Here is a 16,540-nt window from a genome sequence, read left to right on the forward strand (position 1 = left end):
CACATTTCCCATGCCAATGGATACTCGCAACGGAAAACGCTTCAACCTTCGACGCTACTACTCCCTCATCAGCTTCGCATTCATCCTGCTCATTGCCATCGCGCTGGGCTGGACCACCCGGCGCTTTGCGAAGGCTGAACTGCTCTCCCTGGGCGAACAGAAGAACGTTGCCCTTGCCACCACCTTCCGCAACTCCCTCTGGCCACAGTTCGCGCAATCGATCAGGAAGTCATATGGCCTCTCGGCGGCCACGCTGAAGGCTGCGCCGGAATTGCCCCAGCTGCGCGCCCATGCCGTGACGCTGATGCATGACACCAACGTGGTCAAGATCAAGCTGTACAACCTCGACGGCGTGACCGTCTTCTCGACGGACAGCAAGCAGATCGGCGAACAGAAGCGCAGCAACGTCGGCTTCCAGACAGCGCGCATCGGCCATGTCGTCAGCGAACTCACCCACCGCGACGCCTTCGACGCCTTTGAACAGGTCATCGAGGACCGCGACCTCATATCGAGCTACCTGCCGATCCAGGACGAGGCGGGCGAGATCGTTGCCGTGTTCGAGCTGTACTCCGACGTCACCCGCTTCGTGGAACAGATGAACGACGCGCAGTTCATCGTGGTCGGCACCGTCGTCGCCCTGCTCGCTGCCCTGTACGCCGCCCTGTATGCCGTGGTGGCGCGCGCGCACCGCATCATCCAGATGCAGCGCCACTCGCTGGAACATGCGAACAGCCTGCTCGATACCCGCGTGCGCGAACGCACCACGGCCCTGGTCGAGGCCAACCGCGACCTGAGCGACAAGATCGTCGAACGGCGCCGGGCGGAAGAAGAGGCGAAGCGGCTCCTGATCGAAAAGGACGCGATCCTCAACAACATCACCGAGGGCGTAGCCTTCCTGCGCAACCGCAAGGTACTCACCTGCAACCGGCAAATGGAGTCGCTGTTCGGATTCCATGAAGGTGCCATCCTCGGCAAGCGCATCAACCGCCTGTTCGGCGCCGGCCGGCATTATGCGCACCTGGCGCGCGAGATCCTCGGCAACCTGCAATCCGGATCGATCTTCCGGCGTGAACTCGAACTGGCTCGGCACGACGGCTCCACTTTCTGGGCCGAACTGACGGTGCGTCCACTGGCGATGGGGATGCCGGGCGGCGGCAGCGTCTGGGTCGTCGCCGATGTCAGCGAGCGCAAGAAGGCGGAAGAGCGCATGCGGCTGGCGGCCAAGGTATTCGACAACACCCAGGAAGGCGTGACGATCACCGACCGCGATACGCGCATCCTTGCGGTCAACAAGGCCTTCACCGAAGTGACCGGATACACGGAAGAGGAAGTGCTCGGCAAGTGCCCGGCGCTCCTGCAATCCGGCCGGCAGGACAAGACCTTCTACGATGAAATGTGGCACTCGCTCGACCAGTCGGGCCAATGGAAGGGCGAGATCTGGAACCGCCGCAAGAACGGCGAGATCTATCCCGAGTGGCTGTCGATCAGCGCGGTGCGCAACGACAGCGGCGAGGTGTCGCACTATGTCGGCGTATTCTCCGACATCACCGAAATCAAGCGTTCGCAGGAAAAGGTGAGCTTCCTCGCCTACCACGATCCGCTCACGCAGTTGCCGAACCGCCTGCTGTTCCATGACCGGCTCGCGCATGCCATCCAGCGCGCCTCCCGCGAGAAGACGATGTTCGCGGTGTATTTCATCGATCTCGACCACTTCAAGAACGTCAACGACTCGCTCGGGCACCATGTCGGCGACCGGCTGCTGATGGAAGTGGCGGTGCTGATGCAGGCCCAGTTGCGCAAGACAGACACCATCGCCCGTCTGGGCGGCGACGAGTTCATCGTGATGGTCGAGGAAGTCGACGGCGCGCATGATGCGACGCTGGTGGCCGAGAAGCTGACATCGATCTTCCAGAAGCCCATCCCGCTCGAGGGGCACGAACTCTACATCACATCCAGCGTCGGCATCTGCCTCTACCCGCTCGACGGCGCGGACCCGAACACGCTGGTGCGCAATGCCGATGCCGCCATGTACCGGGCGAAGAGCCACGGCAGGAACCAGTTCCACTTCTACGAACAGGAAATGACCGCCTATGCGTTCGAGCGCCTGGAACTCGATTCCGCCGTGCGCAAGGCGCTGGTCAACGAGGAATTCTTCCTGTGCTACCAGCCGCAGGTGGACCTGTGCACGCGCGAGGTGATCGGCGCCGAAGCGCTGGTGCGCTGGAACCATCCCGAGCACGGCGTGCTGCCGCCGTCGCGCTTCATTTCCCTGGCTGAAGACTCGGGCATGATCGGCCAGCTTGGCGAATGGGTGTTGCGTACCGCGTGCCGGCAGATCCGCGCGTGGCGCGAAGATGGTTTCGATCTGCCCAAGGTGGCGGTGAACGTCTCCGGCCGCCAGCTCGAGCGCAAGGGATTCGCCGACATGGTGGCCACCATCCTGGGCGAGTACGATTTACCCGCGTCCTCGCTGGAACTCGAACTGACAGAGACCGTACTCATGGAAACGGAAGAGGCCTTCGAAGTACTGGAAGAACTCGATGCGCTCGGCGTGCGCCTGTCGGTCGACGACTTCGGCACCGGCTATTCCTCGCTCAGCTACCTCAAGCGCCTGCCGGTCCACACGCTGAAGATCGACCGCTCCTTCATCATGGAAGTCAGCGAGCACGGCAACAACCAGGCCATCGTGCGAGCGGTGATCGCCATGGCGAAGACACTGGGACTGGAGGCCGTCGCCGAAGGCGTGGAGAACGTCGAGCAGGCCGACTTCCTTGCCCAGGAAGGTTGCGACCAGGCGCAAGGCTACCTGTTCGGCAAACCGGTGCCGGCGGATGCCTTCCAGTCGGCCTGGGCACACGCTGCCGCGTAACAAAATGCTACCGCGCAGCTTCTGCATATCTTCCCTCGTTAAATGCAGGGAGGAAAATTCCTACACGACAGGCCGTGCAATGCGGTCTGCCGGATCACGCCATCGACAAGCGGAACGGCTTCGGGACGCCATTCTGTAACACTCGGAAACAATTGAAGAAAGTTGCAATTCCTCAACTTTGTAGGAATATTCCGAACACTTTTCTCCGTTGTCCGACATCCGTTTTCATCCGTCCGCTGATTTCGGGAAAGCGAACGCCCGGACATAATTCTTCTCACTGGTTTCCGCCTCGCAAAACGCCACAGTCGCCCCTGACAGCGTCACACGACGGAAATATTTCCAAGAGCACGAAAGCCTGAACAACTATTCTTCAAAGAAGGATTCGCAATGCTGACTACCCCACTCTCCGATACCCGCACCTCCCCGCTATCGCTGGCAACACCGTCCCCCGCTGGCGCCGCATGGCAGCGCCAGGCCAAACTGTGGTCCGACCTGAAAGAAGTGTGCGACCTGCTGCGCATCCCGGCCAAGCTGGCCGCGGATGATTTCCAGTTCCAGCACATGCAGTTCAAGGCCGGCCAGCGCATCCACACCATCGGCCAGCCGTTCGACATGCTGTATGTGGTCAACTCCGGCTTCCTGAAGACCGTGATGATCGACGAACTGGGCAATGAGCAGGTGCTCGGCTTCCCGATGAAGGGCGACATGTTCGGCATCGACGGCATCCATCGCAAGCAGTACGCAACGGAGACTGTGGCACTGTCCAACTGCGATGTGATCCTGATCCCGTTCAAGGTCTTCGCCGGCCTCGGCCGCAGCCATCCGGAACTGGAAGCGTCCATCTATGCGGTGATGAGCCGCGAACTGGTGCGCGAGCAGGCAATGGTCGGCACGCTCGGCTCGCTGTCCGCCGAAGCGCGCGTGGCACGCTTCCTCGTGTTCCTGTCGGAGCGCTTCACCGAGATGGGCTATTCCGGCACGCAGTTCAACCTGCGCATGACCCGCCAGGAAATCGGCAACTACCTCGGCCTGACGCTGGAGACCGTTAGCCGCACCTTCTCTGCCTTCAACACCATCGGCCTGATCGGCGTGGACCAGCGCGCGATCGTGATCCACGACCTGCAATCGCTGCGCACCCTGCGCCGCCTGCCGCCGTCGCGCGTGCGCGCCAAGGCGGATGCCGCGAAAGCGAAGCCGGCCGCCGCCGCCGCGTAAAGCCGGTCCACAATCCAGCCTGGCTTTCAGGGCCGGATTCAAGGAAAGCATTCCTTGAATCCGGCCCTTTTAATTGCATTATTGTCAATTTTGGGATATTGTCGGCAACACCGATTTGTTACCAATCTGACAATCAATGTCTCCGTTCGACGCCCTTGTCTTCACCCAGTCCGGCCGCCTGTTCACGCTGTCGTTTGCCCCCGGTTCCGGCATCGACGAAGGCACGCTGCTGCCTCAGGAGTTGTCCGGCGATGAAGCTGTTTCCGAAGGCTTCACCTACGCCCTGACTTGCCTGTCGTCCGATGCCCACCTCGAACTGAAGCAGTTCATCGGCTTGCCGGTGCAGGTTTCACTGCTGACGGATAGCGGCGAGGAGCGTGCATTGTGCGGTTTGGTCACCCGCGCCGAGTTCGGCGGCTCCGACGGCGGCTTCACCCGTTATGTGCTCACCCTGCAGGATCCCTTCGCGGTGCTGTCCCGCCGCGTCAACAGCCGCGTGTTCCAGGACCTGTCGGTGCGCGAGTTTGTCGATGTGCTGCTGCAGGAACATCGCCAGAACAACCCGGTGCTGGCGTCCTGCTTCGATCTGGACGACCGCTGCATGGGAGAACACCCCGCCCAGTCCTGGGTCACCCAGTACAACGAATCCGACACCGCGTTCATTTGCCGCTGGCTCGCGCAGGAGGGGATTTCCTGGTACTTCGAGCATGGCGATGCGGGTTTGCCGGGAGAACACCCGAAACTGACGCTGGTGCTGTTCGACGATGTGTCGGTACTGGAACCGGCAACCGCCGACAAGGTCCGCTTCCACCGCGACGACGGCACCGAATCCGAAGACAGCATCACCGAATGGCAGGGTGTACGCACCTTGCAGCCCGGCAGCATCGAGCGCGCCAGCTACAACTACAAGACCGTCGTCACCAGCACCCAGCAGGATGGCGCCGGGATCGACCAGGGAGAGCATGGCGAGAAGCTCGCCAGCACGCTGGAAGATGTGCGTTACGAACCCCACCACAGCGCCAATGACGAAGACGATTACGCGCGCTACGGCAAGCTGCGCATCGGCGCCCACGAATTCTCCGGCAAATCCTTCAACGGCAGCGGCAGCCACCGAGAATTGGCGGTAGGCAGGTATTTCGAACTGGCCGACCACCCGGTGCACGACCAGGATGCGCCGGAAGACCGGCAATTCACGGTGCTGCGCACCCGCCTGCTTGCCCGCAACAACCTGCTGCAGGACGACAAGGGCAGCGAACCGGTGTTCCGCACCGACTTCGACGCCACCCGCCGTCACATTCCGATCATCCCTGCGTTCAGCACCACCGAACATGCCAAACCCACCGCACCAACGCTATTGACCGCCATCGTCGTCGGCCCGCCCGGCGAGGAAATCCACGTCAACGAATACGGCTGCATCAAGGTCAGGATGCCGTTTACCCGCAGCCAAGATCATGGGTATGCGGAAGGCGCGGGGGCCAGCGGCACCGACCGCGATTCCTTGTGGATCCGGGTGGCGCAATCCTGGACCGGCAGCCAGTACGGTCACGTGTGGACCCCAAGGATCGGTGACGAAGTATTGATCCAATTCATCAACGGCGATATCGACCGGCCGATTGCGATCGGTTCTGTCTACAACGGCACGCACCGCCCTGCCGCGTTCTCCCATGCCGGAAATCTCCCTGGCAACAAGACCCTCTCCGGCATCAAGAGCAAGATGTACAAAGGTAAGGGATTGAACGAAGTCATCTGGGATGACAGCACGAATGAGCAGCGCATTCGGACTGCGACTGACCATGGCAAGACGGCGCTGAACCAGGGGTATCTGGTGCATCCGAGGCGCGAAGGCAAGGGAGAACCGAGGGGCGAGGGATTCGAGCTGCGCACAGACCAATACGGCTCCATCCGCGCCGGCAAGGGCATGCTCATCAGCACGGACGCCCGCAACAACGAGACCAGCACGCATCTGGACAGTAAAGATCTGACCAACCAGCTGACAAACAATCTGGAGTTATCCAAGACCCTGTCCGATGCAGCAAAGGACCACAACGCCGATCCGCTGGAAGCGAACGAGGAAACGGAACGCCTGATCAAGGTCGCGGAAAAGACCTACACACAGCAAGGCGGCACAGGACAGAAGGCGGAAGTTCCGGGGTATGAGGAGCCGATCCTCGCGTTCTCCAGCCCTGCCGGAATCGTCAACGCGACACCGAAGAGCCATGAGATCGCCGCCGGCGAGCACATCCACCTCTCCAGCCAGCAGGACACCAACATCGCGGTAGGCAACAAGCTATCGATGGCAATCAAGGAAGCCTGGAGCGTGTTCGTCGCCAAGTCCGGCATCAAGCTCTTCGCCGGCAAGGGCAAAGTGCAGATCCAGGCGCAGGACGATGAGATCGAGGTGATTGCGAAGAAGGATATTCGCATTACATCCGTCGACGGCAATGTCGAGATCACTGCCCTCAATGGCATTCACCTCACTGCAGGCGGCTCGCGCATCGATATCGGCAACGGCCAGATTACGTTGAAGGCACCAGGGCCTGTCAACATTCATGGCAGCGTGAAGAATTTGACCGGCCCCGCACGGGTAACACCCAAACTGCCGGAGCTGCCAAAGAGCATCTGCATCGAATGCCTGAAGAAGAACCTGGCAAACGGCGCCCCTTTCACTAAAGTCGCGTAACGCCATGAACAGCACCATTCAACTCAAACTGATCTGCGAACACGCGCCCGGCTGGCTCGACGCCTTGCAGGAAGAGACCGTATCGATCAGCAATACCTGGCCAGACGCCCATGTCTTCGCGCTGATCGATTGCGCATTCATCGAACGCACGCACGCCGCAATCCTAAAGCACGGCCTACCCTCACGCAGCCTCTATGACCTCTCCACAACCCCATCGCGCGAGCTGCAGGTCATTTCGCCGACTCTGATCCCCATGACGCCTGAAACCGCGCCGCAATGGCGGGACGTTCTGCACCTCACCGACGGCTGGCCGATGCTGTCCCTCATTGTCACACCGGAATCGCTCGACGAACTGGCGCTGCGCCTCAGCCCGTGGTGCATCGTCAATGCCGATGGTCAGCCCTTTGTGTTCCGCTTCCCCGACACGCGCCGCCTGCCCGCGATCGTCGATGTACTCACACCGGAACAGCACGGTCAGTTCTTTGGCCCGGCCATCGCATGGCGTTACCGCACACGCTCAGCGCAATGGGCGGAGCTCCCTTTACCGGCCACGCCACGTCCCGTTGCCGAATACGTGAAACTGGATACACGACAGTGTGCACAGCTGATCAACGACAGCGAGGCGGACGCGATCATGGCCAATCTCAATGTCAAGGAACCGTCAACCATGCTTCCCTACAATGCAGCCAATGCACACCAGCTCGTTACCCAAGCGCTGAAACGTGTCGACCGGTACGGCATTGCCGACATCGAACGTACTCGATGGTGCAGCCTGTATCTGAAGCAACCGACGCTGGAGCAAATGAGCGGCGCCATTCCGCTGCTCGCCTCGTTGCTGGCGAAGGAATGCAGCTACGCCGATATCAGGGGTGAACTGACGAAACTCGTGCGAATGCACGACCTTCCGAACTAACAGAAGATTCCAGGGAAATGAAAACATTCATGTATCGCTTATCCACCTTGCTTGCCGCAAGCATGCTGCTTGCCGCCTGCTCGATCTCGCCCAAGTCCGATTCAAAGATCGGCGTCGACATATCCGGCGTCAATTACAGCGACATGCCCATCACCTACATCGTGTCCGATCCGAACGACAAGGCCAGCATCGGTGCCGAGCCTGTCGATCCCTTCACTGCGGGCGGTTCCATGTGCTGCTTCCGCCTGCCTGAGACATGGCAGCCGGGGATCAAGGTACGGGTGGAGATACTGGACACGAACCGCAATCCGTTCAAGGAAGAAATCGTCGATCTGCCGCCGTATGTGGACGGTAAGCCTGGCCGGATTTGGGCAGTGCTCTATCAGGATGGAAGTGTCGAGGCGCTGTCGAGCGAGTACGGCCCGCCGCATGCAAAATGGCCGGGCAAGGTCAAGGGTTGGCCGGTGCCGACGGTAGAGTACCGGAGGAAGTTGTGGACGAAGCATTTAGAAATAAAAATGGGTACTTTGCGTGCAGCACAGAGGTTAACGAAAGAACTAAAGGAAAATCCGCAGAAACGTCTACAGGAAAGTTGGAAGCACAAGCAGCAATACAGGAGCAAAGATATCGCCAGCTTTACTGGCCCCCATGACCCCGCTTACAAGGAATATCTGGTGAAGGATTACGAGCAGTTTTTGATCGATGCGCAACGTGACGTTGATGATTGGATGAGGAAAAAGCCATGACTGCCGCACTCGTATCGCCATTTGATTCAAATGAAATAAATTACACGGCCCCGGATATCCGCGACAACTTTTTCTCTGCGGACGACGAAATTACGCTGCAAGCATTCGAAAAACGCGAATCACCCCCTTTCGGCAACCTCTCCGCCTCCTGCGACACCAACCTCTTCTTCGGCTTCTTCCACGATGGCACCCGCAACAATTACGGCAGATCTATCGAGGACAAAGACCATACGCAGAGTAACGTGGCACGCCTGTATAGCTGCTTCCCTGGTCGCAGCATCCCAAATGTAATTCCCGGCGAGCCAAAGTGGGAATACAACGAGAACCAGTTCAAGCACTTCTTCCGCGTCTACACGCCGGGCGTAGGTAGCGCCTTTGAGCTGGTCGAAGACAGCGGAAAAGGAAATGATGAAACGCTCGGCGCAGCGATGGCCTACAAGGGTGAGCCACGAATCATCTGGACGCTGCTGCAGGCGATCAACAACCTGCATCGCTATTTCTACAAAGACAGTCCTTTGATCACCCCGGGTGAGGCAAAACAGTTGTACCGCAAGATCAACCTCACCAAGATCACGTTGGCACGCATGGCGGACACACCGCCGGACCAGTTCGACGACGTCAACAGGCGCGAACACTTCGTCGCTCGTCTGGAATTCACTAAGCTGCTGCGCCAGTTACATGACGCGATCAAGCTCCACATGCCAGGCAAGGACGGCGGCAAGCCGCACAACACTGATCCCGGCGTAGTCAAGCAAATCTACGTCTCCGTCTTCGGCTTCTCACGCGGCGCGGCTGCCGCGCGTGCCTTCGCCAACTGGCTCGTCGCCCTGTGCAAGCTCGACGCTGAACTACTCGGCAAGTCCGGCACCACGCTCGGCGGCTTTCCGGTCAACTTCGATTTCCTCGGCCTGTTCGACACCGTCGCTTCGGTCGGTCTGGCCAATACCCTCAACACGGCAGACGGCCACTGGGGATGGGCCGATGCAGAAGCAAGCCTGCGTGTGCCGCAGGAATTCGTCCAATGCCTGCACCTGGTGTCCGGGCATGAGATCCGGCGCAGCTTTCCGCTCGACTCGATCTCCTACGACGGCCTACTGGGGAGTGGACGTACTGAGGTGGTCTATCCGGGTGTCCATTCGGACGTGGGCGGAGGTTACCCGCCGAAGGAGCAGGGCAAGGGAAAAGACAGCACCGGCAAGGACCTGTTGTCGCGACTGCCGCTGGCGCATATGTACCGCGCGGCACGCCTGGCCGGCGTGCCGCTGAAGCTTGAACTGGTGACGCAGCAATCGGTGAAAGATGATTTCAGGATTGATCCCGGCACGCTCGCTGCATTCAATCAGTACCTGTCGCATGCCACGATGACGAGCGGTTCGCTGACCGACATCATGCGAGAGCAGTGCAAGTTCCAGATCCTGTGGCGGCATCTACGCCGGCAAGGAGGGCCGGCGCCACTGGAGAAAATCGGGAGTTTCGAGAATGCGCCGCAAGTCGACAAGAACGACCTGCGCGGGGCCAACGCAGAGTTCACGGACGAGATCGCCGAGTTCGAACGCTGGCGGGACGACTATCTCAATCCCGCTCCGAAAGAATCGGAGTCGCATGGCTGGACGCAACGACAGCGCAAGCCGGAGGATATTACACGCCGCGCACCGGGCTTCAAAAACCAGCGCGAAGAGGAATGGAAGGAGATCACACGCTTCTGGGGCATTGAAACTTTGCCGGAAGAAGTAGCCCGGTTCTTTGATAACTTCGTGCACGATTCGCGCGCCTGGTTCAAGCTGACGGGTCCCGAAGCGGGGAAAGTGGAAAAAGAGTTGAAGAAGCTTGTCAACAAGATGAAGGCATACGACGAGAACACGCCTTACGAACACCGACCCGATCCGCTCACGCCCGAAGAACGCGAATGGGCGACGGAGTACGCGTTGACGGGACAGATACCTGAAATGAAGACCGGCGGCCGCGAGCCGGCATGGTTCGGCCAGGCGGGTTACCTGCGGTACCGGAAGGTGTATGCGGGAGGGGATCGGATTCTGATTTCCGAGCATCGGCGACAGATGCGGGACCGGCGGATAGCGGCGGTGCGGACTGCTCGTCAGCAGAAGGTCGCGTAGACTCCGTCAGGGTAGTGGGATTCGCTGCTCCCCCTGTCTTGGAACACTGCCGCCTCCACTCAAGCCGGCACCGCCGTCACAAACAGCCGCGCTAACTCCGAAGCAGGCACCGGCCTCCCCAACAGGAACCCCTGCAATACCCCACACCCCGCCGCGCGCAGGAACTCAGCCTGCTCGCGCGTCTCCACCCCCTCGGCCACCACCTTCAATCCCATCTTGTTGGCAATCGCGATGATCGCTTCGGTGATGGCGATGTCATCCGCATCGCCTGGAATTCCCGTCACAAAGCCGCGGTCGATCTTGAGGCTGTCGAGCGAATATTGCTTGAGGCTGACGAGCGAGGAATAACCGGTGCCGAAATCGTCGATCGACAGCGCCGCGCCCATGGCGCGGATGCGGTCGAGCATGACGACCGCTTCGGGCGGGTTGTGCATGATGGTGCTCTCGGTGATCTCGAACTCGAGGCGCGACGCCGGCATGCCGCTTTCGTCCAGGGCCGCGCGAATGGTGTCGAGCAGGTCGCCGGAAGAGAACTGCTTGGCCGACAGGTTCACCGCGATATGCCCGAAGTCGTACCCCGCATCCAGCCACGCCTTGCCCTGACGGCAGGCTTCACGCAGCACCCACGCGCCGATCGGCACGATCAGGCCGTTCTGCTCGGCCAGCGAGATGAAGGTGCCGGGCAGGACCAGGCCGAGTTCCGGATGCCGCCAGCGGATCAGCGCCTCGACGCCGGCAATGCGCCCCGTGTTGGCGGAGAACTGCGGCTGGTAGTGCAGCTCGAACTCGCCGCGGTCGAGCGCGCGGCGCAGGCTGTTCTCGAGCAGGAGCTGTTCGAAGGCCTGCGTGTTCATATCGCTGGTGAAGAACTGGAAGGTGTTCTTGCCACGCTGCTTGGCGCGGTACATCGCCACGTCGGCGTTCTTGAGCAGGGTGGCCGCGTCATGGCCGTCGGCTGGATAGCAGGCGATGCCGATGCTGGCCGTGACGAACATTTCCTGGCCGCCGATAGAGAACGGCTGTCCCATGGCAGCAAGCAGCCGTTCCGCAAGGCCGGCCGCGGCCCCGGATGAGAGCGGATCGTCCAGCAGCACGGTGAATTCGTCGCCGCCAAGACGCGCGGCGATGTCGCCCGGCTTGAGCTGGGCACGCATGCGTCCCGCGGCGGCCACCAGCAGCTGGTCGCCGGCGAGATGGCCGAGGGTATCGTTGACGGTCTTGAAGCGGTCGAGGTCGATGAAGAGCAGGGCGAGTTGCCGCCCCGAGGTGCGCGCGCGTTCGATCTCGAGGCTGAACTTGTTCATCATGCCGCTGCGGTTCCACATGCCGGTCAGGCTGTCGTGGCTGGCGAGGAATTGCAGGCGGGTTTCGTCTTCCTTGCGGCGGGTATTGTCGGTGAAGACGCCGACGTAATTGGTGATGTTTCGCTCGGCATCGCGCACGGTCGAGATCGACAGCCACGCCGGATACCAGTCGCCGTTCTTGCGGCGGTCGCGCATCTCGCCCTGCCAGTGGCCGCTGTTGGCGAGGTTGGTGAGCATGTCCTGGTTCAGCTCGGCGCCGGCGCCGGTCATCATGCGCGAGAGCTTGCCCATCGCTTCCTGCGCGGTATAGCCGGTGATGCGGGTGAAGGCGGGGTTGACCGCTTCGATGCGGCACTCCGCGTCGGTGATGACGATGCCTTCGCTGGCGGAGTCGAACACGCGGTTGGCCAGGCGCGACTGGTGCTCGAAGGCGACCTGCTGGCTGACGTCGAGGGCCACGCCCATGACCGCCGGCCGGCCTTCGTACTCGCAGCGGCTGCCGTGCACGTCCGCCCAGACCACGCGGCCGTCGCGCCGTATTGCACGGTAGGTATAGCGGATGCTCATCACCTCGCCCGTCAGGCGACGGCGGTGGTTTTCCTCGAGGATGCCGACATCGTCGGGGTGGGTCAGGCTGCTGACAGGTGTGCCGATCAGTTGTTCGGGGTTGTCGAAACCAAGGAGTTCGGCGGTCTTGTTGTTGGCATAGGCAATCTTGCCGTCCTGCACCACGTACAGTCCGACCAGGGACTGCTCGACGAAGTTGCGGAACTTGCGTTCGGACTCGCGCAGCGCGGCATCGCTGGAGATGGCGGGCGTGGTGACGATGGACCAGACGGCCCCGGCAACCGCCACCGCAAGCACCAGGACCAGCCAGTACGGCACATACGGCGCCGCCAGTGCGATCGTGGCTGCAAACAGGCCGAGCACGAGCGCGACGCGGCGGCGCGGCAAACGCTGCATGCGCTGGTTGATGTTCAGGTGGGCCGGGAACTCCATGCTCTTCATTCTCCGGACAGTGGCTGGCGGCAACAGGGCGCCAAACGGCAAGCGGGCGCGCAGGACGCCGTTGCGGAATGCTTCATCTCCTCATCCATGTATTTATATTGTTATATGCCCATGGTACCGAGGCAGTTGACGCCCATCAACAGCTTATGCCGGCGCAGTGCGCGGGTTAGAGCGATTCCACCAAAAAGCAACAACAATATGTGACAAAGAAGCAATGACAAGCCGAGGGTCAGCCCGGCACCGGGCGCACGTCCAGCGGCGCGGTTTCGCTCGCCTTCTGCACGGCCTGTTCGGCCACCGATGCCGCCAGTCCTTCGTCGGTCAGCGGGCAGCGGCCGGCGCGGATGTGCAGCGCGGGATGGTCGGCGAACAGTTCGGAGATCCACTCGACGAACACCCTGACCTTGGCCGACAGGTGGCGGTTCTGCGGATACACCACATGCAGCGGCAGGGGGTCGATGGTCCAGTCTTCCAGCAGCAGTTCCAGTTCACCGGATTGCAGATAGGGACAGATCACGAAGGCCGCGGTCTGCGCGATGCCCATGCCGGACAGCGTCGCGGTCATGTAGGCATTCGAGTCGTTGACCGCGATGCGGCCGGGCACGCGCATCTGCAGGCGTTCGCCGTCCCGGGCGAAATCCCATTCGGAGATCTTGCCGGTCTTGGCCGAGAAGTAGTTCACGCACTGATGCCGCTCGAGGTCGCTCGGATGCTGCGGCCGCCCGTGCAGGGCGACATACGACGGCGCGGCGCAGGTGACGAAATGGATCAGGCCGATGCGCCGCGCGATCAGCGTCGAATCGGCCAGCACGCCGCCGCGCACCGCCAGGTCGACGTTCTCTTCGATCAGGTCCACCGGCCGGTCGCTGCAGCCGACTTCGAGGTGGATGTCAGGATAGCGTGCCAGGAATTGCGGCAGCGACGGCATGAGCACATGCCTTCCCAATGCCGACGGCACATCGATTCGCAGGCGGCCGCTCGGGCTGGCGTGGGTCTTCGACAGGGAATCTTCGGCATCGCGCACCTCGGCGAGGATGCGTATGCAACGCTCGTAATAGGCGGCGCCGTCCGCCGTCAGGCTGATCTGGCGCGTGGTGCGGTTGAGCAGCTTGACCGCCAGCGCGGTTTCCAGGTTGCGCACCAGTGTCGACACGGTGGCCTTGGGCAGTTTCAGGTTGTCCGCGGCGCGGGTGAACCCGCCGGCGTCGACCACTTGCACGAACACTTCCATCGCCTGCAGCTTGTCCATTTTGCATCCTTCCTGACATAAGGCTGTCAGTAGCCCCTGCGTATAGTCCTGACACACATGCTCAGTATTGTTCAAATTCCTGAACAGTCAATTCGATTTATTGCTGTTTATTCATATTCTAGAACAAAGCTATAGTGCGTCGCATGACATACAGGCTTCGCACGGTAATGGAAAACAGGACGCAACAGCCCGGCAACGACGTCAAGGTGAAAGCCCTCGCAGCGCAAGGCGCGCAGGACAAGCTGGAAGCGCGGCTGTACACGCCGGCCGTGGCGCAGGGAGCGGCCACGGGGCTGATTGTGTTCTTTCCGTACGGCGGCTTCATGACGGTGGAACTGGACGATGCCGAAGAATTCGCCATTGCCCTGGCGGCGCGCACCGGTTACCGGGTGCTGGCGGCGAGTTATACGACCGCACCGCAACAACCGTTCCCGGCGGCCGTGGAAGACGCCCACGCCGTACTGAAATGGGTAGTGCGTAACCGCGCACGCCTGGGATGGGACGGCAGGCGCCTGGTGACCGCCGGCATCGAGTCGGGCGGCAACCTCGCGGCGGTGTCGGCGCTGATGGCGCGCGACCGTGCCGGTCCCGCGCTGCAGGCGCAGGTCCTGATCATGCCGATGCTCGACCCCGGCCTGACCACCTGCTCGATGCGCTCGGTCGCCGACCAGGGCGGCGCGGCGCGTGCAGCCCATGCCTGCGCGGCCGGCTACCGCGACTACCTGCCGCGCGCGCTGGACCGCACGCATCCGTATGCGTGCCCGATGCAATCGAGCCGCATGAAAGGCTTGCCGCCGGCGCTGATCCTGTCGGCCGACGAGGATCCGCTGCGCGACGAAGGCGAACAGTACGGCGCCAAGCTGGCAACGGCCGGCATCAGGACAACGGTGCGGCGGCTGCCGCCGATCGAACTGGAAGAACCGGATGCGCGATGCAACTGCGCACGGAAGGAGACCGTGCTGCACGAGATCGCGACCTTCCTCGAAGGACTGGAAAGCCCGGAATAAAAAATCGCTTGACTCTCCCATCACGGGAAGGTTGAAGCTCTCGACATCAGAAACAACTGCATAAGGAAGAACACCATGAGGCACCTGTCGACATTGTCCCCCGCAGCCCGCACCGCGGCTGCCGCCACCATCTCAAGCGTCCTTGCGGCGCTGGTGCTGTCCGCCTGCGGCAAGCCGAACGCGCAGGAACTCGGCCAGCAGCCGGCCGGCGGCCCGCCGATCTCCGCCGCCGAAGTGATCGAGAAGTCGATCATGGAAACCCAGGAATTCTCCGGACGCCTGGAAGCCGTCGAGCGCGTCGAGGTTCGCCCGCGCGTGTCCGGTTTCATTGCCTCGGTCAACTTCAAGCCGGGCGCGGAAGTGAAGAAGGGCGACGTGCTGTTCGTCATCGACCCGCGTCCTTACGAAGCGGAAGCCAGTCGTGCCGAAGCCGCCGCACTGGCGGCACGGGCCAAGGCAGACCTGGCGAAAGTGGAACTCGCCCGCGCGGAAAAACTGGTGGCAGAGAAAGCCATCGCCCAGCGTGAAGCCGATGAAAAGGCGTCCTCGGTGAAGGAACTGGAAGCGACGGCCCGCGCCGCGCAGGCCGCGCACGAATCCGCGAAGCTCAACCTCGGTTTCACCAAGGTGCACTCGCCGATCAACGGCCGCGTCAGCAAGGCGGAAGTCACCACCGGCAACCTGGTCGACGGCAGCGTGATCCTGACCTCGGTCGTCTCGGCCGATCCGATCTACGCCAGTTTCGACGGCGACGAGCAATCCTACCTGCAAGTCGGCGCGATGGCGCGCAAGGGCACGCCGGTGACGGTGCGCATCGGTCTGGCCAACGAAACCGGCTTCCCGCATGAAGGCAAGCTCGAATTCGTCGACAACCGCGTCGACCCGGCGACCGGCAGCGTGCGCATGCGCGCCGTCCTGAAGAACGCCGGCCACGAACTCGCTCCGGGCCTGTTTGCGCGCGTGCAGATTGCAAGCGGCAACGGGACCGGCGGCGAGACCAGGGCGGCGCTCATCAATGAACGCGCCATCGGCACCGACCAGAACCGCAAGTTCGTGTTCGTGGTGAATGGCGAAGGCAAGGCGGAATACCGTCCGGTCAAGCTTGGTCCTGTTGTCGATGGCCTGCGCGTGGTGCGTGAAGGCTTGCAGCCGGGCGAGAAGATTGTCGTCAACGGCCTGCAGCGCGTGCGGCCTGGCTCCCCGGTCACTGCGCAATTGATTCCGATGGATGCGGACCCGAACAAACCGGAACCAAAGAAGGCTGAAGCTTCCACCAGCGCAAAGTCCTGACATCTAGCCTCCCCTCTCCCGCAGGCGGGAGAGGGGCCGGGGGTGAGGGTAATAGCAAGATCTCTTCAGGTCTTGACGGCCCCCCTCATCCCCAACCCTTCTTCCGCCCGCGGGAGAAGGGAGCCAAGTGCTCCCAGAATATTTC

General features: G+C 61.8%; 10 protein-coding genes. 8 read left to right on the forward strand and 2 right to left on the reverse strand.

Features of this window, described 5'->3' with window-relative positions:
- The first annotated feature begins 10 nt into the window (after positions 1-10).
- From AC3WOY_RS12375 to AC3WOY_RS12400, 6 genes are all read left to right on the forward strand, one after another.
- Complete coding sequence (locus tag AC3WOY_RS12375; protein ID WP_492424140.1) at positions 11-2,869, forward strand: putative bifunctional diguanylate cyclase/phosphodiesterase; 2,859 nt, start codon at positions 11-13, stop codon at positions 2,867-2,869.
- 387 nt (positions 2,870-3,256) lie between these two features.
- A complete protein-coding gene (locus AC3WOY_RS12380; protein WP_492424142.1) occupies positions 3,257-4,084 on the forward strand; it encodes a Crp/Fnr family transcriptional regulator in 828 nt (275 codons plus the stop codon).
- Between the two features lie 136 nt (positions 4,085-4,220).
- Positions 4,221-6,764, forward strand: a complete 2,544-nt coding sequence (locus tag AC3WOY_RS12385; protein WP_492424144.1) for a type VI secretion system Vgr family protein — start codon at positions 4,221-4,223, stop codon at positions 6,762-6,764.
- A gap of 4 nt (positions 6,765-6,768) precedes the next feature.
- Positions 6,769-7,677, forward strand: a complete 909-nt coding sequence (locus AC3WOY_RS12390) for a DUF4123 domain-containing protein (RefSeq protein WP_492424146.1) — start codon at positions 6,769-6,771, stop codon at positions 7,675-7,677.
- 17 nt (positions 7,678-7,694) lie between these two features.
- Positions 7,695-8,423: a DUF3304 domain-containing protein gene (locus tag AC3WOY_RS12395; protein WP_492424148.1), complete on the forward strand. Its 729-nt coding sequence runs from the start codon at positions 7,695-7,697 to the stop codon at positions 8,421-8,423.
- Positions 8,420-10,537 (forward strand): T6SS phospholipase effector Tle1-like catalytic domain-containing protein, encoded by a 2,118-nt coding sequence (locus AC3WOY_RS12400; RefSeq protein ID WP_492424150.1) that lies wholly within the window; start codon positions 8,420-8,422, stop codon positions 10,535-10,537. Before AC3WOY_RS12395 ends, AC3WOY_RS12400 begins: the two co-directional genes overlap by 4 nt.
- Before the next feature lie 59 nt (positions 10,538-10,596).
- Here AC3WOY_RS12400 and AC3WOY_RS12405 read toward each other — a convergent pair whose 3' ends face one another.
- Both AC3WOY_RS12405 and AC3WOY_RS12410 read right to left on the reverse strand, forming a co-directional pair.
- Positions 10,597-12,840, reverse strand: a complete 2,244-nt coding sequence (locus AC3WOY_RS12405; RefSeq protein WP_492424152.1) for a putative bifunctional diguanylate cyclase/phosphodiesterase — start codon at positions 12,838-12,840, stop codon at positions 10,597-10,599.
- A 238-nt stretch (positions 12,841-13,078) separates the two neighbouring features.
- Complete coding sequence (locus AC3WOY_RS12410) at positions 13,079-14,098, reverse strand: LysR family transcriptional regulator (protein WP_492424154.1); 1,020 nt, start codon at positions 14,096-14,098, stop codon at positions 13,079-13,081.
- A gap of 143 nt (positions 14,099-14,241) precedes the next feature.
- On the opposite strand from AC3WOY_RS12410, the gene AC3WOY_RS12415 reads away from it, so the two are divergent.
- Together AC3WOY_RS12415 and AC3WOY_RS12420 are read left to right on the forward strand one after the other, a co-directional pair.
- The gene (locus AC3WOY_RS12415; protein ID WP_492424156.1) at positions 14,242-15,105 is read left to right on the forward strand and encodes an alpha/beta hydrolase; all 864 of its coding nucleotides are present in this window, start codon (positions 14,242-14,244) and stop codon (positions 15,103-15,105) included.
- A 75-nt stretch (positions 15,106-15,180) separates the two neighbouring features.
- Complete coding sequence (locus tag AC3WOY_RS12420) at positions 15,181-16,395, forward strand: efflux RND transporter periplasmic adaptor subunit (protein WP_492424158.1); 1,215 nt, start codon at positions 15,181-15,183, stop codon at positions 16,393-16,395.
- Positions 16,396-16,540 lie beyond the last annotated feature (145 nt).

It is taken from the genome of Noviherbaspirillum sp. FW303-A3 (genome assembly GCF_058788695.1).